24 protein-coding genes are annotated in these 20,328 nt (G+C 67.7%); 4 read left to right on the top strand and 20 right to left on the bottom strand.

Annotated features, from left to right (window positions below; genetic code table 11):
- Window positions 1-6: 6 nt before the first annotated feature.
- From CRO01_RS15360 to trxA, 14 genes are all read right to left on the bottom strand, one after another.
- Window positions 7-1,863 (bottom strand): HAMP domain-containing protein, encoded by a 1,857-nt coding sequence (locus tag CRO01_RS15360; protein WP_097010052.1) that lies wholly within the window; start codon window positions 1,861-1,863, stop codon window positions 7-9.
- A gap of 98 nt (window positions 1,864-1,961) precedes the next feature.
- On the bottom strand, window positions 1,962-2,924 hold the full coding sequence (locus CRO01_RS15355; protein ID WP_179747509.1) for a glycine betaine ABC transporter substrate-binding protein: 963 nt from the start codon (window positions 2,922-2,924) through the stop codon (window positions 1,962-1,964).
- A gap of 181 nt (window positions 2,925-3,105) precedes the next feature.
- Window positions 3,106-3,732 carry a DUF1641 domain-containing protein gene (locus CRO01_RS15350; RefSeq protein ID WP_097010050.1) on the bottom strand — a complete coding sequence of 209 codons (627 nt, stop codon included), beginning with the start codon at window positions 3,730-3,732 and terminating at the stop codon, window positions 3,106-3,108.
- Window positions 3,733-3,734: 2 nt separating this feature from the next.
- Window positions 3,735-4,880, bottom strand: coding sequence for an NAD(P)/FAD-dependent oxidoreductase (locus tag CRO01_RS15345; RefSeq protein ID WP_097010049.1), 1,146 nt, complete (start codon window positions 4,878-4,880; stop codon window positions 3,735-3,737).
- On the bottom strand, window positions 4,877-5,113 hold the full coding sequence (locus CRO01_RS15340; RefSeq protein ID WP_097010048.1) for a sulfurtransferase TusA family protein: 237 nt from the start codon (window positions 5,111-5,113) through the stop codon (window positions 4,877-4,879). Before CRO01_RS15340 ends, CRO01_RS15345 begins: the two co-directional genes overlap by 4 nt.
- A gap of 118 nt (window positions 5,114-5,231) precedes the next feature.
- Window positions 5,232-5,825, bottom strand: a complete 594-nt coding sequence (locus tag CRO01_RS15335; protein ID WP_097010047.1) for a class I SAM-dependent methyltransferase — start codon at window positions 5,823-5,825, stop codon at window positions 5,232-5,234.
- A gap of 2 nt (window positions 5,826-5,827) precedes the next feature.
- On the bottom strand, window positions 5,828-6,046 hold the full coding sequence (locus CRO01_RS15330) for a YgaP family membrane protein (protein ID WP_097010046.1): 219 nt from the start codon (window positions 6,044-6,046) through the stop codon (window positions 5,828-5,830).
- An 87-nt stretch (window positions 6,047-6,133) separates the two neighbouring features.
- Entirely contained in the window at window positions 6,134-7,381 is a 1,248-nt protein-coding gene (locus CRO01_RS15325; protein WP_097010045.1) for a M20 family metallopeptidase, read from the bottom strand.
- The gene (locus CRO01_RS15320; RefSeq protein WP_097010044.1) at window positions 7,378-8,730 is read right to left on the bottom strand and encodes an FAD-dependent oxidoreductase; all 1,353 of its coding nucleotides are present in this window, start codon (window positions 8,728-8,730) and stop codon (window positions 7,378-7,380) included. Before CRO01_RS15320 ends, CRO01_RS15325 begins: the two co-directional genes overlap by 4 nt.
- 120 nt (window positions 8,731-8,850) lie before the next feature.
- The gene (locus CRO01_RS15315) at window positions 8,851-9,150 is read right to left on the bottom strand and encodes a hypothetical protein (protein ID WP_218839218.1); all 300 of its coding nucleotides are present in this window, start codon (window positions 9,148-9,150) and stop codon (window positions 8,851-8,853) included.
- 65 nt (window positions 9,151-9,215) lie between these two features.
- A complete protein-coding gene (locus CRO01_RS15310; protein ID WP_097010043.1) occupies window positions 9,216-9,653 on the bottom strand; it encodes a hypothetical protein in 438 nt (145 codons plus the stop codon).
- Complete coding sequence (locus tag CRO01_RS15305; protein WP_097010077.1) at window positions 9,626-10,153, bottom strand: hypothetical protein; 528 nt, start codon at window positions 10,151-10,153, stop codon at window positions 9,626-9,628. The genes CRO01_RS15310 and CRO01_RS15305 overlap by 28 nt, the downstream gene beginning before the upstream one ends.
- Before the next feature lie 20 nt (window positions 10,154-10,173).
- Window positions 10,174-10,911, bottom strand: a complete 738-nt coding sequence (locus CRO01_RS15300) for a DsbA family protein (protein ID WP_097010042.1) — start codon at window positions 10,909-10,911, stop codon at window positions 10,174-10,176.
- A gap of 59 nt (window positions 10,912-10,970) precedes the next feature.
- Complete coding sequence (gene trxA / locus CRO01_RS15295; RefSeq protein ID WP_097010041.1) at window positions 10,971-11,381, bottom strand: thioredoxin; 411 nt, start codon at window positions 11,379-11,381, stop codon at window positions 10,971-10,973.
- A 271-nt stretch (window positions 11,382-11,652) separates the two neighbouring features.
- On the opposite strand from trxA, the gene CRO01_RS15290 reads away from it, so the two are divergent.
- Both CRO01_RS15290 and CRO01_RS15285 read left to right on the top strand, forming a co-directional pair.
- Window positions 11,653-12,093, top strand: coding sequence for a DUF302 domain-containing protein (locus tag CRO01_RS15290; RefSeq protein ID WP_097010040.1), 441 nt, complete (start codon window positions 11,653-11,655; stop codon window positions 12,091-12,093).
- A 1-nt stretch (window position 12,094) separates the two neighbouring features.
- Window positions 12,095-12,655 carry a class I SAM-dependent methyltransferase gene (locus CRO01_RS15285; protein WP_097010039.1) on the top strand — a complete coding sequence of 187 codons (561 nt, stop codon included), beginning with the start codon at window positions 12,095-12,097 and terminating at the stop codon, window positions 12,653-12,655.
- Between the two features lie 16 nt (window positions 12,656-12,671).
- Here the strand turns inward: CRO01_RS15285 and CRO01_RS15280 are convergent, their stop codons facing one another.
- On the bottom strand, window positions 12,672-12,860 hold the full coding sequence (locus CRO01_RS15280) for a DUF7576 family protein (RefSeq protein ID WP_097010038.1): 189 nt from the start codon (window positions 12,858-12,860) through the stop codon (window positions 12,672-12,674).
- 96 nt (window positions 12,861-12,956) lie between these two features.
- Complete coding sequence (locus CRO01_RS15275; RefSeq protein WP_097010037.1) at window positions 12,957-13,982, bottom strand: phosphoribosylaminoimidazolesuccinocarboxamide synthase; 1,026 nt, start codon at window positions 13,980-13,982, stop codon at window positions 12,957-12,959.
- A 162-nt stretch (window positions 13,983-14,144) separates the two neighbouring features.
- Here CRO01_RS15275 and cofH point away from each other — a divergent pair, with 162 nt between their 5' ends.
- Together cofH and CRO01_RS15265 are read left to right on the top strand one after the other, a co-directional pair.
- Window positions 14,145-15,539 carry a 7,8-didemethyl-8-hydroxy-5-deazariboflavin synthase subunit CofH gene (gene cofH, locus CRO01_RS15270; protein ID WP_097010036.1) on the top strand — a complete coding sequence of 465 codons (1,395 nt, stop codon included), beginning with the start codon at window positions 14,145-14,147 and terminating at the stop codon, window positions 15,537-15,539.
- Window positions 15,540-15,625: 86 nt separating this feature from the next.
- Window positions 15,626-16,219, top strand: coding sequence for a DJ-1/PfpI family protein (locus CRO01_RS15265; RefSeq protein WP_097010035.1), 594 nt, complete (start codon window positions 15,626-15,628; stop codon window positions 16,217-16,219).
- 50 nt (window positions 16,220-16,269) lie between these two features.
- Here the strand turns inward: CRO01_RS15265 and cofG are convergent, their stop codons facing one another.
- From cofG to CRO01_RS15245, 4 genes are all read right to left on the bottom strand, one after another.
- Window positions 16,270-17,421 carry a 7,8-didemethyl-8-hydroxy-5-deazariboflavin synthase subunit CofG gene (gene cofG / locus CRO01_RS15260; RefSeq protein ID WP_097010034.1) on the bottom strand — a complete coding sequence of 384 codons (1,152 nt, stop codon included), beginning with the start codon at window positions 17,419-17,421 and terminating at the stop codon, window positions 16,270-16,272.
- A gap of 119 nt (window positions 17,422-17,540) precedes the next feature.
- Window positions 17,541-18,161: a 2-phospho-L-lactate guanylyltransferase gene (gene cofC / locus CRO01_RS15255; protein WP_097010033.1), complete on the bottom strand. Its 621-nt coding sequence runs from the start codon at window positions 18,159-18,161 to the stop codon at window positions 17,541-17,543.
- Window positions 18,162-18,201: 40 nt separating this feature from the next.
- Entirely contained in the window at window positions 18,202-19,005 is an 804-nt protein-coding gene (locus tag CRO01_RS15250; RefSeq protein ID WP_097010032.1) for a hypothetical protein, read from the bottom strand.
- The gene (locus CRO01_RS15245; protein WP_097010031.1) at window positions 18,983-20,161 is read right to left on the bottom strand and encodes a tubulin/FtsZ family protein; all 1,179 of its coding nucleotides are present in this window, start codon (window positions 20,159-20,161) and stop codon (window positions 18,983-18,985) included. The genes CRO01_RS15250 and CRO01_RS15245 overlap by 23 nt, the downstream gene beginning before the upstream one ends.
- Window positions 20,162-20,328: the final 167 nt, after the last annotated feature.

Raw genomic sequence — 20,328 nt, 5'->3', positions numbered from 1 at the left:
AGCATTTCAGTCCTCCGCCGCCGCCGGTTCGGCGTCGTACGCCGGCAGCCGTATCTCGACGGTCGCGTCCGCGGCGTCGACACAGAGGTCGCCGCCGGACTCGTTGACAGTCCATTCGAGACACCACAGTGCCAGCCCCTCGGCGTGGTCGAGTGGTGTCTCCGTGCCGGTGCTAACGGCCTGAACGTCCACTTCGGGGAGGCCATTGCCATCGTCGTCGATGGACACCACGACAAAGCCGGCGTCCGCGTTGTCCGTGCAGGATTGGACAGATATAGCAATATCTACGCCCCCGTCGTTGTGGGAGATGATCTGCTCGATCACGTCGGCGATAGCGAGGGGAAGCGGTTCGACCGCGTCGACGATGGGCGTGACGCCGTCGGCGCTCTCGATGGAGACCGTCGACTCGGGGTAGGTCTCCTGTACCTCGCGGAGCGGCCCGTCGAGGCGGTCGGGAAGTTCGATGGGAACGCTATCGGTCGCCTCGGCCGAGAGCAGTTGCTTGATGCGCTGGGTGCGATCGGAAACTGCACCCAGATCTCGCGCCGTCTGTCGGATGATCTCGAACTCCCGACGGCTGTCATCGTCGTCGGCGTGCTTGGCGGCCAGTTCGGCCCGACCGGCGATGACGTTGACGTCGTTGCGGACGTTGTGCCGGAGGATTCGGTTGAGCACGCTCACCATCGCCGAGCGTTTTTCCAGGGCGGCGTTCGAGGCTTCGAGCGCGTCTCTGGTCTCGCGGACCTCGTCGATGCGCTGGCGGAGCGTGTCTCGCGTCGTCGCCAGCGTTCGGTTGAGATCGCCGAACTCGTCGGGGCGGTCGGTGTCGAACTCCACGTCGTACTCGCCGTTCTGGATACGATCGGCACGCCGGGAGAGCCGCGACAGCGCGCGAGTCACGTCGGCGCCGAGCACGAGCACGACGCCGCCACACCCGAGAAGCGCGAGAAAGCCGAGCGCGCCGATCCACGCACGGGCCTGCCTGTTGATCGCGTAGGCCTCGCTGCGCGGGGCGTGTTCGACGACGACCCAGTCGGTGCCCGCGACGGGGGCGTAGGCGGCGACGTACTCGCCCTCGCCCGACGACTGGCCGTATCGCGGGCGCTCGACGAAGCCGGACTCGCCGTGCAAGCCACTGCTGACGGCCTGCGCTCGGAGCATTCCCGGCAGGTACTGTTCGAGCGTTGCCGATCGGTCGTCGGCGAACACGACCGTCCCGTTGGAGTTGACGACGCGCGTGAACCCGCCGTCGACGGGGTGTTCGAACCGGCCGAACACGCTCGTCGTGTCGACGGCGACGACCAGCAGGTGCTCTGGCAGCAGTCGGATCGGCGTGACGAAGCCGACGACCGTCTCGCCGTCGGCGGTCCGATAGGGCTGGGTCGTCCGCACGTCGTCGAATCGCTGGAACGCGAACGTCTGTTCCCACGGCAGCTCGGAGACCGGCGTCCCGTCGAGGGAACGGGCAGTGCTCGGGCCGACCGACCGGTTCCGCCGGTCGATCAGGTACGCGTCGGTGATCGCGGCGTCGGTCCAGTCGGCCCGCTTGGACCGCAGGTGCGCTCGGATCGCCGTGTCGTTGCCGCCTTCGTAGACCGGGTGTTCGGACAGCGCCCGGGCGACCAGCCGGTGCTGATTGCTCCACTCGGTCAGCTCGCCGGCCTCCGCGCTCGCGCTGGCCGTCATCGACTGTTCGACGTTCTCGTCGAGCAGCCCACCGACTTGGACGTACAGTCCCGCGACGGCGACGCCACAGATCAGCAAGACGACGAACAGTGCGACCGCCAGCTTCCGGCGGTAGGATGCCCGGATCGCCGCAGCGATTCGCCCGACGCCCGGCAGCGCGAGCAGTCGCTCACGCACGGTCGAACGCACCCCCGGAGACGGAGGGACAACCGGCGTGCGTCGCGGCGCCGAGACGCCGCGTCACGGCAACCCCCTCACGACATCAAAACGCCGCGTCACGGCAACTCCCCCACGGCGTCGAGATGCGATCGTGCGACTTCCGTCGGCGATGCGCCCTCGAACAGGACGCGCCCGGTGAGCCGGCGGATCGTTGCCTCGTCCAGCGACGCGACGATCGGTTCGAGCGCGCCGAGAATGCGCGGCTGGGCCTCGACCGTCGGCGCGTGGGCGGTCGGGACGGGCTGGTAGGGAAGGAAATACTCCCGGTCGTCGTCGAGTACGACGGCATCGAGCCGGTCGAGTTGGGGATCGGTGGCGAACCCGCTCGCCACTTGCATCTGTCCCTCGGACAGCAACACGTAGGGCAGCGCCACCGACGTGACGACGAACGGCCCCGCTTCGATCGCCGTCCGCACGTCGGCGTCGAGTCCGTAGTACGCCGTGACGCCTCGCCAGCCGTCCTGTCGGTGGAAAAACGCCTGATTGACGGCGACGCCGAAGTCGGTGTTGCCTGCCTCGGCGTGGGCGATGAGGTCGCTGATCGTCGCGACGCCGGTGCGCTCGCTCCACTCTCGGTCAGCGACGAGCACGTACTCGTTGGAAAACGACGCCGGGGAGGCCATGTCGAGACCGCTCGCGCTGGCGTCCTCGGCGGCGCGCTCGTAGAGACGCTGGGGATCGGTGATCCGTTCGTCGTGCCGCGGCGGGAGTTCGACCCACGCGGTCCCCGTGTACTCCCAGTAGAGATGTTTGACCCCCTCGGTCGTCGCTCGCCAGTTCGCCAGCGAGTCGCCGTAACCGATCTCGTTGACGACCTGTACGTCGTCGAGTCCCTGCAGGCGCTCGTAGGCGAGGGTCCCCAAAATCTCCTGCTCGGGGAACGGCTTCGACCCGACGCGGACGGTCGTCCGAGAACTGTCTCGCGGACGGGAGCCACTGCAGCCGGCCAGCGACGAGAGAAGCGTGGTGCCGGCCGCCGCGCCGAGACGGCCGAGGACGCCGCGGCGCGTGCGTGCCATATTATTACAGATGGTTCTCTTTAGACATATAACCATCGACGCCGTCGAGACTGCTGTTACGCCGGTCGACGCCGAAAATCACTGCGGCAGCAAATATCGAGCGGCGAAGCTGTGACACAGAACGGCAACCACTGTGTGGCGGCTGAGTGAGGTGACCGCTACCGAACTGCCGGCGGGCCGATCAGGCCGAATCAGCCTCGGAGCGCTGCCGGCCGATCGCACCCGCGAGCGCCAGCAGATAGCCGAGCCCGTACTGCACGTCCGGGTCACGGATCCCTCGGAGCAGGCCGACGGGTCCGACCCGCTCTGGCTCGCCGCGTTCGGCCTCGCCGACGCCGTCGAGCAGCGTCTCGATGCCGTCGCGGGTGTCGTCCTCGGCGGCCGTCTGGGCGACCTCGCCGACGGCGGCGCCGGTGCCGGCCAGCGACCGAACCATCTCGTCGTCGAGCGCCGCGGTCGCAAGCGAGCCGACCTCCGCGATCTCGGCCAGTTCGTCCAGCGTCCCGCTGCGCTGGAGCGTAACCAGCGTGTCGAGCGCCTCGCGCAGTTCGTCGCCGTTTTGGCCGACCGTTTCGGCCAGCGCGACCGTCTCGTCAGTGGCGATCCCATCGGCCGATTCCGCGAGCGTCGAGCCCGTAGACGCGAGTTCGCGGACCATCTCGTCGTCGAGGGCGCTCTCGCCCAGCGAGAGCACGTCGAGCAGCTCGTTGACGGCGTCGAGGCGCTCGACGAACTCGGCGACCGCCTCGGGGTTTTGCTCGATCGCCGCTTCGAGGTCGGATCGGTCGGACAGCTGTTCTTCCGACATGGTCAGAGCAGCCCTCGCGCGGTGAGCCAGTAGGACTCGTTGTACGCCAGCTTCGACCAGTGGAGCTTCTGGGACGGCGGCGCGGGCGACGGCGGGTTCTCGTAGTCGAACTCGACGAAGGATGCCGCGTCCATCCCCGTCTCGATGAAGCACAGCGTCTTGCCGTCGTAGGTCGCCGTCGCGGGACGGCCGCGGATCTCGCTGGCGAGGCGCTGGCCGACGACGCCGGCCTGATAGTGGGCGACGCTGCCGGCGTTGGGGACGCCCGTATCGGCGGTGTCGCCGAGCGCGTACACGTCCTCGGCGGCCTCGGCTTCGAGCGTGTGCTTGTCGACGTCGGCCCAGCCGTCGTCGCCGAGTCCGGCCTCCTCGATCAGGTCGATACCGGCGTGGGGCGGGATCGTCACGAGCAGGTCGTAGTCGAGGTCGGTTCCCTCCATCGAGGTGATCGTCTTCGCGTCCGGGTCGATCTCCTCGGCGTTGAAGAACGTCTCGACGTTGATGTCGCGCTCGTCCATGATCGGCTTCGCCCACTCGGCGATGTGGGGGTTACCGTGGACGCGCTGGATCGGGTAGGTGTAGGTGATCTCGACGTCCTCGCGGAGCCCGCGCTCGCGGAACCAGTCGTCGGCCATGAACACGAACTCCAAGGGAGCCGCCGGGCACATGTGGGGCGTTCCGATGACGCTCAACACGAGTTCTCCCTCGGTGAATTCCAGCAGCTCCTCGCGGAGATCTTCCGCACCGGACTCACTGTAGTAGTCGTGCCCGCCCTCCGCGAGGCCGGGGATCTGATCGGGTTCGAGCGTCGATCCGGTGGCGAGCACGAGGTAGTCGTAGCTGACGGAGGGCGACCCGCCGCGGAACCGGAGCCGCTTGTTTTCGGTGTCGATGTCGGTCACGCGGTCGATCCGAAGGTCGACGGCGTCGTCGACGAGTTCGTCGAGGCGACGCCGCCCGTCCTCGGGCTCGCGCTGGCCGAAGGGGACGTACAGCCAGACGGGCTTGTAGACCTGCTCGGGACCGTCGTTGACCAGCGTGACGCGAACGTCGCCGGCTTCGATTTCGGCGTCGAGCCGGTCTGCGAGGTCGTTGGCGAGCACGCTCCCGCCGGTCCCGCCGCCGACGATGACGATGTGTTCCGTCATGCTTTCTCCACGTAGAACGCGGTGTGGTCGTCGAGCTCTTCGACGGCGAGCACCTCGTTTCCGGCCTCGTCGGCCCACTCGGGCACGTCGGTGTGCGACTGCTCGGCGTCGCTGAGCAGCCGGATCACGGCGCCGGAGTCGGCGCTTCGCATCTTTCCGATAAGGTCCATCAGCGGACCCGGGCAGGCTGCGCCTCTGGCGTCGACGGTGTCGTCGGGTTCGATATCAGTCACGGGTAGCTCACACGAGAGAGTTGGGGCCACAGCCTATTAGTATTGTACCCTTGTTCCAAGATTGTGAAAATGCAGTAGAGCGGCGGGCGACGGCCGCGAACGCGGGCGTACCGTCCTGCTAACGATCGAACAGGAGCGCGTAATGGTACGGCGGCAGATCGACCCGCCGATCGAGTTCGAACGCGGCGGCCGAACACACGGCGTCTTCGGTCTCCACGGGCGTCATCCGGAGGTCGGTCGGCGGGCCGCGAGGCTCGCCTGCAACGGTCGTGTTCTCTCGGGGGCGGTCGTGCCAGTTGACGACCGCGAGGCGCCCCCCGGGCGCGAGCGCGTCGAACGCCTGTTCGACGATTCTCGCCTCATCGTCGACGCCGTGGAACGTGTTCGCAATCACGAGGGTGTCGACGCGCTCGGGGAGAACGGCCGTCAGTTCGCGGGCGTCGCCGTGGATCGGAACGACGTTGTCGATGCGTTGCTGCTCGGCGACGTGGTCGAGGTCGTCGAGAAGGTGCTCGTCGAGGTCGATCGCGTACACCGGTTCGGGGTCGACGATCCGTGCGGCCGGCAGGGCGAAGTAGCCGCTGCCACAGCCGACTTCTGCGACCGATCGATCGGGTTCGACGCCGAGGCGTCGAAGCGTCGCGCCGGGCGTCGGCCAGAGCTTTCCCCACCAGTCCCAGTCGGGCTGGCCGGTGTTTTGAAAGCGCTCCATCGCTACCGCGAGTCGGACGTGTCGACGCCCAACAGCCGGTACAGCAGGCAGATTCGAACGAACCCGGTCGCCACGAGAACGACGCCCAGAAGCGTCGCCACGGCGCCGATCGTCGTGCCAAAGCCGATCACGTTACCCAGCGATGCCAGTCCGACGGCCGAAAGCACTGCGCCGACGGCGATCCGGGCGAGCCGATCCGTCGCACCAATATTGTTCTCCATGGCCACAAGTAAGCAATACAACAACCTAAATCTTGCCCGGACAGAGAGGAGACACCAGTCGGCGTCCAGACGCCCTTCCGTTGATGGCTACCGATCGATCGAGGACGCCCACGCAGTAGGGAGTTGCGCGTAGACGACCGCGTTGTCGACCAGCGTGTCGACCGGTACGTACTCGTCGACCGCGTGCACCGTGTCGGTGCCGAAGGCGAACTCGACGGTCGGAATCCCCTCGTTCCGGAGTTTCTTGGCATCGCCGCCGCCCGTCGCGCTGCGGCGGTAGACGCGCTCGCCGGTGACGGATTCGGCCGTCGACGCGACGGCGTCGACGAGCGGGCTGTCGGGCGATTCTGCGGTGCCGACGCTCCACGAAACGTCGGCGATCGTGACGCCCTCGCAGTCGTCAGCGCAGGCCCGCAGGTCCGAAAGCACGTCCGGCGTACTGACGCCCGCGGTCAGCCGAACGTCGACCTTCGCGCGGGCGGACTGGGGGACGCTGTTGATCGCCTCGCCGCCCTCGAAGACGCCGAGGTTGATCGAGGGGTACTCGAAGAGTTCGCGGGCCCGCTCGGCACCCATAGAAGGAGCGTAGTACTCGACCGACTCCTCGACGATCGGCTCGACGGCGCGGTCGAGATCGAGCGCTCGCGCGCCGAAGCGCTCGCGGATCGTCTCGACAGCATCGTACAGTCGGTCGACCGCGTTGACGCCGAGCGTCGGCCGAGAGCCGTGGGCGGCGTCGCCGCTGGCCTCGAGCGTCAACCAGATGCTCCCCCGGTCGGCGACCGTCACTGAGTGGCGACCGGTCTGGGAGGTCGGCTCGCCGATGACGCAGGCGTCGGCGTCGAGGCGGTCCGCCTCCAGCAGCGCGGGGAGTCCGGCGTCGCCGCCGACCTCCTCGTCGCTGACCAGCGCGAACAGCAGGTCGACCGGCGGCTCGGCGTCCGCGTCGGCGAACGCCCGGAGCGCGAACAGCAGCGACGCCACGGCGCCTTTCATGTCGGTCGCGCCGCGGCCGTAGACGCGGCCGTCGGCGCGCTCGCCGAGCGGGTCGCGGGCCCACGCGTCGGCGTCGAACGGGACCGTGTCGAGATGTCCCTCGTACAGCAGCGTCCGGTCGGCGGCGCCGGGGACCCGCACGAGGAGGTTGGGCTTGGCCGGATCGACCGCGAACCGCTCGACATCGACGCCGAGGGGATCGAGAAACCGCTCGATCGCGGCGACGGCCTCGCGCGTCTCTCCGGGGGGGTTCGTCGTGTCGATCGCCAGCAAGTCGAGCGCGAGGTCGACCAGTTCCTCGCGGCGCTCGCGGACGTACGCGACGGGGGCGTCGCTCATTCCCGGTCGAGTTTCCCGCCGAGCACTTTCGCCGCCGTGAGCACGGGATCCCAGACGGGGCTGAACGGCGGCGCGTACGCGAGGTCGGCGTCCCGAAGCTCGCTCACCGTCATCCCCGAGGTGAGCGCCGTGGCGACCGTGTCGATCCGCTTTGCCCCTTCGCGGCCGACGACGCTACCGCCCAGCAGCTCGCCCGACGCCCGATCGGCCAGTAGCGTGACGGTGAGGTCGTCGCCGCCGGGGTAGTAGTGGGCCCGCGTCGGCGCCGAGACGGTGACCGAGACGGGATCGAACCCGGCGTCTCGGGCGCGCTCCTCGTCGACGACTCCGGTTCTGGCGGCGCCCAACTCGAACGCTTTGACGATTGCGGTGCCAGCGATGTCGCCGACCGGCGTCGGATCGCCGGTGACGGTCTGGCCGATCGCGCGTCCGGCGCGGTTGGCCGTCAGCGCCAGCGGGACGTGGTCGGGGTCGCCGGTCACGACGTGGCGCGCCTCGGCGCAGTCGCCGGCGGCGTAGACGTTCTCGTAGTTGGTGCGACCGTAATCGTCGGTTGCGACGGCGCCGGTCTCGCCCAGTTCGAGGCCGGCGTCGGCGGCAAGGTCAGTGTTCGGGGCGACTCCGACGCCGACCACCGCAATCTCGGCAGCGTGCGTGTCGTCGTCGAGGACGACCTGTTCGACCGCGCCCTCGCCGTCGAAGCCGGAGACGGCCGTGTTAAGATGCAGATCGACACCCTGTCCGCGCAGGTGGTCTTCGACAGCCTCGGCGACGGCGTCGCCGAACGGCTGGAGGACGTGGGGTAACATCTCGTAGAGGCTCACGTCGACCCCACGGGCCGATAGCGCCTCGGCCATCTCGACGCCGACGTAACCGCCGCCGACGATCGCCGCGGTGTCTGGCGAGCGTTCGGTGACGTAGTCCTCGATGGCGTCGGCCTCGTCCATGTCGTGGATGGTGAACACGCCGTCGAGGTCCAACCCGTCGAAGGGCGGTTCGATCGCGCTCGCGCCCGTTCCCACGAGGAGGTCGTCGTAGGACTGCTCGAACGTCTCGTCCCCGTCCTCGACGGTGACGCGTTCGGCCTCGGGGTCGATTTCGACGACTTCGTGGCCCGTCCGCAGGCCGACATCGCGCTCCTCGCGGAACTCCTCGGGCGTCACGGCGACCAAGTCGTCCAGTTCCTCGACATCCCCCTTGACGTAGTAGGGCATGCCACAGGCCGCGTAGGACACCCACTCGCCCTTCTCGAAGACGATCACCTCGCGGTCCGGGTCCTCGCGCTTAGCCTTGCTCGCGGCGCTCATCCCCGCGGCGTCCCCGCCGACGACGACGAAGGTGTCGCTCATACGCTATCGTTGGACGGGTAGCGCCAAAAGTATTTCCCGGACCGCACAATACTGCTACGGGGCCGTGGGCTCTCGGGCGGAAAAGTCGGCGGGCGGTCCACGGCGACGGCCGCGGCCGGCTCAGGCTTCGGCGGAGCCTGCGGAGAGCCGGAAGCGAACGACGGCGCCGATGGCGGCGACGGTCAGCACCGTCACCAGAATCTGGGTGAGGCTGCTACCGGCAGCAGCCGCCGCGCCGCCGGCAGCCGCCGCGCCGCCGGCAACCCCGCTGGCCGATGGCGCCGCGAAGAGACAACAGAGGCTTAGCGCACCCCCGGCGCCGAGCAAACCCCACGGCGGCGCCGATTCGGAGTCGGAACTCGCGTCGGCGTCCGTATCGGCGTCCACGCCGCCATCGGCAGCCACGTCGGAACCAGTCATCGTCGTCCGTCAGTTCGGACGAATCCCTGATGTGTTTTTGGGTCGTCGACGGTGCGGCCCCAGTCTCAGCAGGCCTCGCAGCGGCGCCGCTGGTAGTACAGGAGCGCCGCAAACACCGCGACGCTGACCGCGCCCAGCGCCGGTCGAAGCGGATCGAAGTGCGTCATGAGCGCCGACGAGCTAAACAGCGCGAGCAACACCGCGTTACAGATCGGACAGCCGAAAGCGAGAAAGCCGCCGACCACGCCGCCCGCGGCGAGTCGGTCCCCGAACGGCTCGTCGGCCAGCGAGCGCTGGTAGACGAACGCCCCGGCGAACGCGGCCGTGGCGACGAGAAACAGGTAGTCCGCCGGCGTCCGGTCGACCATCCGAACGTAGATCGGGTTCGGCAGGAGCCCGGTCACCGTCCCGAACAGCACGAAGACGCCGACGCTCACGCCGACGCTTCGGAGCAGCCGGGCGCGCCGCGGCGCCGTCACGTCGCCACCTCCCCGATCGAGCACGTTCGCGGATCGCCCGCCCGCCCGAGGAAAAAGAGCAGCAGAGCGATGCCGCCGACGCGGAGCAAGTTCCCGTCGAACGGGAGCGCCGCCATCGCGCCGACGAAGCCGAGCGCGCCGAGCACGCCGGCGCCACAGCTCGCACAGCCGGCCGCCAGCAGGCCCGGCAGGACGCCGACGAGCGTCGACGCCCCGCGTCGGCGGGTGCGGCGAACCAGCGCGAGCGCGTTTGTCGCCGCGACGCCGGTCAGCACCGCGTAGGCGGCGACGAGCACCAGTCCGATCCAGCCGGTGCTCAGGTACAGTTCGCGGGTGAGTTCCGCGACGGCGTAGCCGAGGTCGGTCAGGTCACGCGCGAGTAGCTGGAGGGTGAACTGCGGGAACGTGCTCAACACGAGCACGGCGTACGTCGCGGCCGTGGCGACGCCGGCCAGCAGCAATCGGCCGTCCGACGTGAGCGGGTACGCGAGCGCGGCGCGCAGATCGCCGGCCCAGTCGCGCACGGTCCCAGCCCGGTCACCGATCACGACTGTAGCACCTGATCGATGGCATCTGCGAAGTTCTCGTAGGGGTGTGCGCCGACCAGCTTGCCGGCCGCGTCGGACTGCCGGTTGTAGATCACGAACCCCGGCGTCCCGCGGAGCCCGGCGGAGCGGCCGGTTTCGAGATCGACGGAGATGCTCTCGCGGATCGACTCGCCACGGTTCGCGCGACAGTCCTCGACGGCGGCGAGATCGACGCCGTCGGTCTGCTCGGTGACGCCGGCGAACGTCACCTCGTCGGCCCAGCCCGTTCCGGATTCGGCCTGTTCGTCGAAGGCCGCGCCGTGCCAGCGCCAGAACGCCTCGGGCTCGGTGTCGGCTGCCTGCGCCCAGACGCACCGCCCCCACACCGACGCCGGCATCGAGTACCGCCCGATGTTCGGATACGACAGCATCACCAGCCGCACGTCGCCGGTGTCGAGATAGTTCCGACCGATCTGCGGGAGCGTCTCGGTCTCGAACTTCTTGCAGAAAGGACACAGGTAGTCCGTCCAGTAGTAGAGATCAACTGTGGCGTCGCGCTCGCCGGCGATCGGTCGTCCGGCGAGTTCGACGCCGAAGCCGCTGGTCCCGTCGCTCTCGTGAAACGTGGCGGGGACGTACTCCGAATCGCTCGATCCCGAGCGCGACGCGAGATACGCGACGCCGCCGCCAAACGCCACCGTGCCGCCGCCGGCGAGGAGGGCGCGACGACGAGTAATATTGCTCTTGCCGTCCATCTACGTACACGATTACTCTCTCGTCTGATGGGTGTTGTGGTGACTCGGGGACGGCCGCGCTACGTGTAACTCTGGACCAGATTCCGGAGTTGGGCGTCGTCTTGCATCCCCGAGAGGCGTTCGACCGGCTCGCCGTCGGCAAACAGCACGAGCGTCGGGACGCCGCGGACGCCGTACTCGCCGGCGAGTTGCTGGTTGGCGTCGACATCGACCTTCGCCACGACGGCGTCGGTGTCCCGTGCGATGCCCTTCACGACCGGTTCGATCATCTTGCAGGGGCCACACCAGTCGGCGTAGAAGTCGGCCAGCACGACATCGTGTTTGGTAACGGTCTCGTTGAGTTCGGCCTTCCCGTCGACCGACATCGGCTCTGTCAGTTGCCGTTGGGCTGCTTCGGCGTCGCCGCCCTCGGTTCGGTTGCGGAGTTCCTCCATCTTCCGTTTCCGGATCTCCTCGATGTCTTCGGCCATCGTCCCGACGTTAGTGACGCTCGAACTTAGTTGTTGTTCATACACCACACAATACCGTCGACCGAAGCCGAACGGACCGAACCGCCCCCAATGCGCCTGTCGTGCCGCGGCGTCACCATCGACAGCCGGCCGGACGACGTGGCGGGTATCGCGCCCGGAGTTGGACGACGTGACCGAGCACCGCAGGCGGAGTGGGCTGGCACGCCCCACAGCCGGCAGGAACGCGATGCGTCGAAAGAGTTTTTCTTAATGAGCACAATATTCCGCACGAATGACGCTCCCTATCGACCCTGCGCAGATCGACCCCGACGACATCGGCGCCGAACAGACGACGCTGGAGATGGACCACGAGGAAGCCATCGAACACGTCCGCGAGGCCTTCACCGACGCCGGTTTCGGCGTCGCCACGGAGTTCTCGCCCTCGGAGATGCTCAACGAGAAAGTCGACGCCGGCCGGGATCCCTACTACGTGCTGGGCGCGTGCAACCCCGCCGTTGCCGACCGCGCGCTCGACGCGACCGACAAGAAGATGGGCGGTCTGTTCCCCTGTAACGTCGTCATCTGGGAGGAAGAACCCGGCCAGCAGCGCGTCTATCACGTCTCGATCATGCGCATCGCGCGACTCGTCGGCATGGCGCCCGACGACGACGAGATGGCAGACATCATCGCCGAAACGGGCGAACTGGTCGACGAAGCATTCGGGAACCTCTAACATGGGACATCACACGTTCGACGCGTCCAGAGCCGAGAAACTCGAAGACGCGGCGAGTCGATACCAGTTCCTCTCTGCCGAGGAACTGGTCTGGGCGCTCGCCCCCGACGCCGACGGCGCCGTCGCGGATCTGGGCAGCGGCACCGGCTTCTACACCGACGAGGTCGCCCCGCGAGTGGGGCAGGTCTACGCCGTCGACGTGCAAGAGGCGATGCACGACCACTACCGTGAGAAAGGCGTCCCCGAGAACGTCGATCTCGTGACTTCGGACGTGGGCGACCTCCCGCTTGAGGACGACGCGCTCGACGCCGCGTTCTCGACGATGACCTACCACGAGTTCGCAACGCCGGCGGCGCTGGAGGAACTCCACCGGGTGCTCGGCCGGGGCGGCCGCCTCGTGATCGTCGACTGGGCGGCGACCGGGTCAGGTGAGCACGGCCCGCCGGTTGACGAGCGCTTCAGCGCGCGCGAGGCGTCGGAAGCGCTCGGCGAAGCCGGCTTCGAGATCGACCACGAAGCGGTCCGGCCGGAGACGTTCCTGCTGATCGCTACGGCCGAGTAGCGCAGAGAACAGGCGGTCAGTGTTCGGCGTCGAACTCGGCTTCGCACTCGTCGCTACAGAAGTGTCGATGCTGGACTTCGTCGTCCTCGATCCACGACCGGACGACGTGGTCCCGGTTCTCGACGATCGGGTCGCCACAGACGGCACACTCGGGCGCGTCGTCTTCGTCCACGTCCTCTCCGAGATCCGAAGTCGGGTCTACCATTTGTTCCCACGGAGGGGGCTGGCACACTATAAGGATTGCATTTCGGCCGGCGGCGCAAAATTCGCCACGCGAGCGGAGAGGTCCCAGCGCGGCCGATCAGAGGTCCCGCGCCGCGGCGACGGCGGCGTCGAGATCCGGCGCGTCGAAAAAGTCCCGGCCGGTGTAGGCGTTCGTCCCTGCGGCGTAGATGTCGCGAGCGACCCCGATCACGTCGTCGTCGAGCGATTCGGGCTTGACTTCACAGAGCGGGCGCCAGTCGGCGACGTTCTCGTCTTTGGCGCGCTCTTTGGCGGCGCCGACCGCGTCGACCCAGTCGGGCTGGGTGCGCTTGTGGTACTGGCGGATGACCTCCTTCGAGAGCTGCTGGCCCTCGTACGAAAAGCGGTTCTCGTCGAACGTCCCGACCACGTCGGCGACGCGGATCTCGCCCTGATAGTAGAGACACTCGATCTTGCCGTCCTCGTGGGTCAGATCGGCCTCGGCGGCGCGCTCGGTGACGATCCGGTTCACCTCGCGGGCCGTGGCGTCGAGGTCCTCGATCGACGCCACGCCGGCGATACGGTCGGCTTCCTCCCGAGTGAGATAGCGGTCGGACTCCTCGTACTTCGTGGAGAACTCGACGACCGGCTCGTCCAGATCGACCGGTTCGTCGGGCCACGAATCGAGATCGAGGCCGTGGTCGGCGGGGTCGGTTCGGCTGCGCAGACTCGACCCCACCGGCACTCGATTCCGGAACACGATTTCGAGGGGGACGAGGTAGTTCTCGCCCGCCTCGGCGTGGTAGGCGTCGTAGTCGTAGTCTCGACCGTCGTGGGGCAGGTCGGGCACCTGCGTCAGGTCGATGGCCATCTCGCGCGGTGCGTCGTCGGCCTCGTCGAGCGGGATCGGTTCGTCCTCGCCCTCCGGGACCACGCCGCGGTAGTGGGTCGGGACGCCGTCTGCCTCCAGTAGCTCGAAGTTGAACGCGCCCATCGCACAGAGGCTCTGGCCCTTCTCGGGGATCTCGTCGGGCATCTTCCCCCAGTCGAACACAGAGTAGTCGTCGGTAAAGCGGAACGCGCCGCGGCCGAGCTCCTCGGCCGAGGGGGCGTCCTCGACGCGGAACTCCTTGACGCTCGTCATGGTTGGACTGCCGAATCGACGGCCTATGTACCTGCCGAAGTTTCGAGCGAGGCGGTCGGAGGTGGCAGGGACCCCACACGGCGCCGACGCCGAATCGAAAAAGAACCGATCCTAGCCGGTATCCCCGGAGACTTTTACGGGCGGCGCGTGGGTGGTGACGTGATGGACGAGGGGCAGGGATCGGTACCGGATGCCGGGGAGATCGAGTTCGAACACGTCCCCGAGACCGACCAGTCGTTCGAGAACGCGCTGGCGAAGGCCCGCGACGGCGAGCGCCTGACGGTCGACGACGCGATCGAGCTGCTGACGACCGGCACGGACGCGGAGGGGATCGACCGACGACGCAAAGAGCGGGTGTTAGAGGCCGCGGATCGACGCCGCGCCGAGGTGGTCGGCGAGGAGGTGACGTTCGTCGCCAACCTCAACAACAACGTCACGACGGCGTGTAACGTCGGCTGCAAGTTCTGTAACTTCAAGGACGCCGCCCAGCGCTTCGAGACCGAGTACGACGGCGAGAATCCGGGCTTTACGAAGACGCCCGACGAGTCCCGGCAGATCGTCGAGGAGGCCCTCGACATGGGCATCTACGAGGTCTGTTCGGTCTCGGGCCTCCACCCGGCGTTCGCGCTCGACGACGAGCACCGCGGGATTCTAGACGCCGCCGAGAACCCCAACGAGATCAACTACCGGCCGCCCGAAGACTACGAAACCAGTCCGGGAACGTACGTCGACCAGATCGAGGCGATGAGCGTCGGCGGCGTCCACGTCCACTCGATGACGCCGGAGGAGGCCGACCACGCGAAGCGCGGGACCGACTGGAGCTACGAGGAGGTGTACCGGCGCCTGCGCGAGGCCGGCCTCGACAGCGCGCCGGGGACGGCCGCCGAGATCCTCGTCGAGGAGGTCCGCGACGTGATCTGCCCGGGCAAGATCGACACCGACGAGTGGATGGCGGCGATGGAAGGCGCCGCGGCGGCCGGGCTGGACCTGACCGCGACGATCATGTACGGCCACGTCGAGAACGAGGCCCACCGGGCGCTCCACCTGCAGCGGATCCGCGAACTACAGGACCGGACGGGCGCGATCACGGAGTTCGTTCCGCTATCGTTTATCCACCAGAACACGCCGCTGTACGAGCAGGGACTCGTCGAGGGCGGCGCGTCGCGCGACGAGGACGAACTGATGGTCGCCGTCGGCCGGCTGTTCCTCGACAACATCGAGCATATCCAGTCCTCGTGGGTGAAATACGGCGACGAACACGGGCTGAAGCTGCTCAACTGCGGCGCCGACGACTTCATGGGGACGATCCTCTCCGAGGAGATCACCAAGCGCGCCGGCGGCGACTACGGCGAGGTACGGACGTTCGCCCAGTACGTCGAGATGATCGAGTCGATCGGGCGGGTGCCGGTCGAGCGATCGACTGACTACCGACAGCGCCGCCGGATCGACCCCGAGGACGCGCCGTTCGGACCGACGCTCGGCCCGCGTGCCGACGGGACGCCGCTGTTCGAGCGTACGTCGCAGGACGCCGACGGCTCCGCGGCGGCCGACGACTAGCGGCGTCGTCACGGCCGACGAGGAGGCGACGCCGCAGGGGCGAACGCATTTTGTCGCGGTCGTGGACGACTAGCCTGAGCGCACCCATGGCACACGACCTGCTCATGCTCGTCGGCGACTACGTGGAGGACTGGGAAGTAATCGTTCCGTATCAGGCGCTACAGACGGTCGGGCACGATGTCGATGCCGTCTGCCCGGACAAGGACGCAGGCGACACCGTCGTCACCGCGGTCCACGACTTCACAGGCGAACAGACCTACAGCGAGAAGCCGGGCCACACGTTCGAGCTGTCGGCGACGTTCGACGACATCGACGCCGAGTCGTACGACGGCCTCGTCATCCCCGGCGGACGGGCGCCGGAGTATCTCCGGACCTACGACGGCGTGATCGACTGCGTGCAGCATTTCTTCGAGGAAGACAAACCGGTCGCGGCGCTTTGTCACGCGCCCCAGCTACTCAACGCAGCGGGCGTGATCGAAGGGCGAGCGCTGACCTCCTACCCGGCGGTCAGAGCCGAGGTCGAGTCCGGCGGCGGCGAGTGGCACGACGGCGTCACGGTCGACGGTAACTTGGTGACCGGTCGGGTGTTCACCGATCACGTCGAGTGGATCTCCGAGTTCCTCGACGTGCTCGGCACCGACATCCAGCACGGCGAACCGATGCCGGCGAGCGACGATTGAGGCGTCGCAGCATCGGCGTCCGGACGCCGAAAATGGCGCTCCCGCGATCCTCAGTCGTCCGCGGGCACCGGCGCGCCGTCGAGCACGCCGCGATACCGGCGTCCGGCGTCGTTTTGCGCCGCGATGGCGTCCCGGATCGTCGGCGAGAGCCAGTCGTCGCCGGGCGCCGGTTCGCCCGTGAAATCGTCGGTTCGTAGCTCTTCGGGGAGAAATCGCTCGTAGACCGGCAGGCGCTCGCGCAGTGGCACGTCGCCGTGGTCGGCGACGGCCTCTAACTCGCGGAGCGCCGGCCACTCGTAGTCGGGGTTGATGTAATCGTCCGTGATCGGCGAGACGCCGCCGAGATCGTCGATGCCGCAGTCGACCAGTTCGCGGGCCGGCGCGAGGTTCGGCGGTACCTGCACGGAGATTTCCTCGGACAGGGCCGCCCGCGCCATGGCGACGACCCGACGCATCGTGTCGCGGTCCGGCGTCCCGCCGCTCCAGCGCTCGTTCTCGACGACGGGCTGGACGATTACCTCCTGCACGTGACCGTAGCGCTCGTGCATGTGCTGGATCGCAAGCAGGCTCTCAGCGCGATCCCGCCAGTCCTCGCCGAGACCGACGAGGATCCCGGTCGTAAAGGGCACCGACAGCTCGCCGGCGTTTTTGATCGTGTTGAGCCGCTGGCCGGGATTCTTGCGACGTGGGCCGGCGTGGGCGTCGACATCGGCGGTCGTCTCCAGCATCACGCCCATGCTGGCGTTGACATCGGCGACCGTCGCCATCTGCTCGCGGGTCTGGTCGCCGGGGTTGCTGTGGGGAAGCAGGCCCTCCTCCAGCGCGATCTCGCAGACCGCCCGGAGATGCTCGTGGATCGAGTCGTGGCCCCACTCGTCCAACTGAGCGTGGATGCGTTCGTAGCGGTCGTCGGGGTCGTCGCCGAAGGTAAACAGCGCCTCCGTACAGCCCGCATCGGCGCCCATCCGGAGGGTTTCACGGACTTCATCGGTGCTCATCAGCGTCGCCTCGCCCGGCGGATCGAAGTAGGTGCAGTAGGTGCAGGTGTACCGGCACGCGGTCGTCAGCGGGACGAACACGTTCCGAGCGAAGGAGAGTTCGCCGGCCGGATCAACGTCATCGGGGCCAACGTCGAGCAGTGACGCCACGTCGGCATCCGCGATCTGCACGTCGATGTCGTACTCGTCGGCCCCTGGAATCATCATCGGAACCAGTACGCGCTCCCTGATAAGGGTTCGACCTCCGGCACGGGCAGCGGCGTCGTGACGCCGTGGCACCATCGGCATCTCACAACACCGCCGCGGCGCCGCCAACCGGTCGATCAGCGCGAACGCACTACGTCGGCCCGGCCGTCCTCGACGGCGAGTTCGAAGCCGGCGTCCCGTAGCCACGCGGTCGCCCGGCCGTCGGCGTGCAACAGCAACTCGACGAGATCGGCGGGCTCGTCGATGTCCGTCGAGAGCCGCTGGGAGTCGACGACCGAGACGCTGGCGCCGGCCGCCTCGGCGATCCGGCGGTGATCCCGATAGGACAGCCCGTGGTAGTCGACGCGAAACTCGGGGTGGCCGACGGCGAGCGCGTTCGTCCCGCCGCCGCGCCCGGGGGCGATCACGACCTCGCCGTCGGCGTCGAACAGATCGGCCAACGCGTCGCCGGTCGCAAGCCCGAGATCGGCCATCACGACGGCGACAGGACGGTCGGGGCCGGCGTCGGCGAGCGCGTCGTTGACCGCCGGCGTCAGCGCCCGATCGTCGACCCGGACGGGCGCGTCGACATCGACTGGCGCCGTCGAGAGCACCGTCGGCTCGCCGCCGGCCGCACGGACCGCCGCCAGCACGTCCGCGAGCATCGCGCGAGCGAGTGTCGAGCGCTCGCGCTCGTCGAGCACGTCGGCGAGGCGAGTCTTCGGACGGTCGGCATCGAACGGCACGACGGCGCGCATGGCCGTCGGTTCGAGAGGCGGGAAAAAGGGCGTTCCGGAGTTAGCCGAGTTTGTCGTAGTCGTCCTGCTGGCGCTGGTAGAGCAGGTAGCCGCCGCCGCCCAGCACGAGCAGTCCGACCAGTCCGGCCGCGCCGTACAGCAGCATGCTCTGGGTCTGGGCGCTGGACTGGGAGCTTTGGGCCTGATCGGCCGCGTCGTTGGCGTTCTGGACGGCCCGGTCGAAGTCGCCGTTCTCGTAGAAGCCGATCGCGTTGTCGAGCGATCCCTGCGCGTCGGAGACGTCGGCGCCGTTGCTCTCTGCGTCCTCGATAGCCGCCTCGGCGTCCTCGATGGCCTGCCGAGCCTCTTGGCTGTCAGCCGTGTAGTGGTGAGCCTGATAGCTGTCGATCTCGGTCTGGCCGCCGCCGTCGCGGAGTTCGGTGAAGCCGGTCACGAGGAACTGCTCCTCGGGCTCGTAGCTCCACTCGGAGACCTCGGGGACGGTGCCGGTGACGACCACTTCGAGTTCGTCCATGTCCTGATTGGAGCTGACGGCGTACTCGAAGGAGCTACCGCCGTAGTTCTCCGAATCGGCGACCTGATCGCCGTCGACGCCGTAGGCCGTGACCGTCCAGCTGGCGTTCGTCAGGTTCGTCTCGCCCTGCAGCGTCCACTCGGACGGCGTCTGGCCGGCGTAGAGATCCGATAGCGTGTACGTGACAGTTACTTCTTCACCGACCTGTGCCTCTTCGGGGACCCCATCGGCCTCGACGGACGCCGCCGCCGCGGCTGGCGAGACCGCGGCGAACGCGACCGCCAGAACGAGGAGGAGCGTTCCGAGCTTAGAATAGTGGTTCGAGTTCATCGTCGTCATCTTCGACTAACGTCTCTAAATTATCGTCGCTTTCCTGGCGAATCTCTTCGATGTTGTCCTGTGCCTCGATGGCGACCTGCTGGAGCTCCTTGATGCGGGGGACGTTGGTGACGCCGGACAGCAGGATGACGCTGGCGACGTAGTTCGAGTCCGGAACCGGGTAGTCGCCGCCGCGGACCTCCATGCTGCCGGTCTGCTCCTCGAGCCACTTCCGGCCGCGCTCTATTCCCTTCCGGTTGAGGTGCTGGGGCGGGCCGCTGAGAACCAACAGCGCGCGTTCGGCGCCGTCGATCTCGCAGGGCAGCGTCAGTCGGCCGAGAGCGGCCTTACGCACGAGACTGGTGATCCGGTTTGTCGTGTGGGCGGTGTCGACCTGATCGTCCTCACCGCCGGTGAACCGGGAGAGCAGGCCGCCGTCGCCGCCGCTGTTTTCGACTTCCTCGCGGGCGTAGCCGACCGTCGAGACGCCGCCGCCAGAGAGCGTGTTGATGATCTCCGAGGAGTCGACGACGCTTTCTGCGACCTCGTCGCCTTGTCCGACCTCGCCGGCGCCAAAGAGGATACCGAAGCGCTTGACGATCTCGTCGTTGATCTCCTCGTAGCCGCTCTCGACGGACTCGCCGGACTGGCGCCACGAGTCGTTGTCGAACACGAGCAGGTTGTCGACCTCGCGGACGAACGTCTGGAACGAGCGGGCGGCGTTGAGCGTGTAGATGCCACCTTCGTCGCTGCCGGGCAGGACGCCCAGCCCGTAGACGGGCTCGGTGTAGATCCGCTTGAGATGCTTGGCGATGACCGGCGCGCCGCCGCTGCCGGTGCCGCCGCCCATCCCGGCGACGATCAGGAAGGCGTCGACTTCGTGGACGGGGATGCTGTCGATCGCACCCTGAACCTCGTCGATGTCCTCCTCGGCGATCTCGGCGCCGAGTTCGTTGTCCGCGCCGACGCCGTGTCCCTTCACGCGGGACTGTCCGATCAGTACGCGATTCTCCTCGGGGATCTTCTCTAACCCCATCAGGTCCGCCTTGGCGGTGTTGACCGCCACTGCAGACCGGACGATCCCGCTGTGGGTGCGTTCGTCGTACTCGAGGAACTTGTCGACGATTTTCCCACCCGCCTGTCCGAAGCCGATCATCGCCAGTTTCATAGTTAGTATCCGGGTCTCCGTTGGCATGAGAACAGAGTCATTAAGAATATAAGCCTTGTGATGGGGGTGGTAAAGCGCACGTTACTGGAAACTACGAATCGCAAGACTACGTCGAGTTACTGGAGTGCCGCCGGGTACTAGAAGGGGTTGCTTTAGTACCGGTAGGT

It is taken from the genome of Natronoarchaeum philippinense, assembly GCF_900215575.1.
GTDB lineage: Archaea > Halobacteriota > Halobacteria > Halobacteriales > Natronoarchaeaceae > Natronoarchaeum > Natronoarchaeum philippinense.
The sequence above is the reverse complement of the archived record's forward strand: the minus strand, read 5'-3'. Positions and strand labels throughout refer to the sequence as shown.

Coding starts and splice junctions, on each gene's coding strand:
- CRO01_RS15265 (WP_097010035.1), top strand. CDS start 15,626: ATGGCACACGACCTGCTCATGCTCGTCGGCGACTACGTGGAGGACTGG.
- CRO01_RS15285 (WP_097010039.1), top strand. CDS start 12,095: ATGGGACATCACACGTTCGACGCGTCCAGAGCCGAGAAACTCGAAGAC.
- CRO01_RS15345 (WP_097010049.1), bottom strand. CDS start 4,880: ATGACGGAACACATCGTCATCGTCGGCGGCGGGACCGGCGGGAGCGTG.
- CRO01_RS15325 (WP_097010045.1), bottom strand. CDS start 7,381: ATGAGCGACGCCCCCGTCGCGTACGTCCGCGAGCGCCGCGAGGAACTG.
- cofH (WP_097010036.1), top strand. CDS start 14,145: ATGGACGAGGGGCAGGGATCGGTACCGGATGCCGGGGAGATCGAGTTC.
- CRO01_RS15290 (WP_097010040.1), top strand. CDS start 11,653: ATGACGCTCCCTATCGACCCTGCGCAGATCGACCCCGACGACATCGGC.
- CRO01_RS15275 (WP_097010037.1), bottom strand. CDS start 13,982: ATGACGAGCGTCAAGGAGTTCCGCGTCGAGGACGCCCCCTCGGCCGAG.
- CRO01_RS15330 (WP_097010046.1), bottom strand. CDS start 6,046: ATGGAGAACAATATTGGTGCGACGGATCGGCTCGCCCGGATCGCCGTC.
- CRO01_RS15245 (WP_097010031.1), bottom strand. CDS start 20,161: ATGAAACTGGCGATGATCGGCTTCGGACAGGCGGGTGGGAAAATCGTC.
- CRO01_RS15315 (WP_218839218.1), bottom strand. CDS start 9,150: ATGACTGGTTCCGACGTGGCTGCCGATGGCGGCGTGGACGCCGATACG.
- CRO01_RS15300 (WP_097010042.1), bottom strand. CDS start 10,911: ATGGACGGCAAGAGCAATATTACTCGTCGTCGCGCCCTCCTCGCCGGC.
- CRO01_RS15280 (WP_097010038.1), bottom strand. CDS start 12,860: ATGGTAGACCCGACTTCGGATCTCGGAGAGGACGTGGACGAAGACGAC.
- cofG (WP_097010034.1), bottom strand. CDS start 17,421: ATGATTCCAGGGGCCGACGAGTACGACATCGACGTGCAGATCGCGGAT.
- CRO01_RS15355 (WP_179747509.1), bottom strand. CDS start 2,924: ATGGCACGCACGCGCCGCGGCGTCCTCGGCCGTCTCGGCGCGGCGGCC.
- CRO01_RS15320 (WP_097010044.1), bottom strand. CDS start 8,730: ATGAGCGACACCTTCGTCGTCGTCGGCGGGGACGCCGCGGGGATGAGC.
- CRO01_RS15350 (WP_097010050.1), bottom strand. CDS start 3,732: ATGTCGGAAGAACAGCTGTCCGACCGATCCGACCTCGAAGCGGCGATC.
- trxA (WP_097010041.1), bottom strand. CDS start 11,381: ATGGCCGAAGACATCGAGGAGATCCGGAAACGGAAGATGGAGGAACTC.
- CRO01_RS15250 (WP_097010032.1), bottom strand. CDS start 19,005: ATGAACTCGAACCACTATTCTAAGCTCGGAACGCTCCTCCTCGTTCTG.
- CRO01_RS15335 (WP_097010047.1), bottom strand. CDS start 5,825: ATGGAGCGCTTTCAAAACACCGGCCAGCCCGACTGGGACTGGTGGGGA.
- cofC (WP_097010033.1), bottom strand. CDS start 18,161: ATGCGCGCCGTCGTGCCGTTCGATGCCGACCGTCCGAAGACTCGCCTC.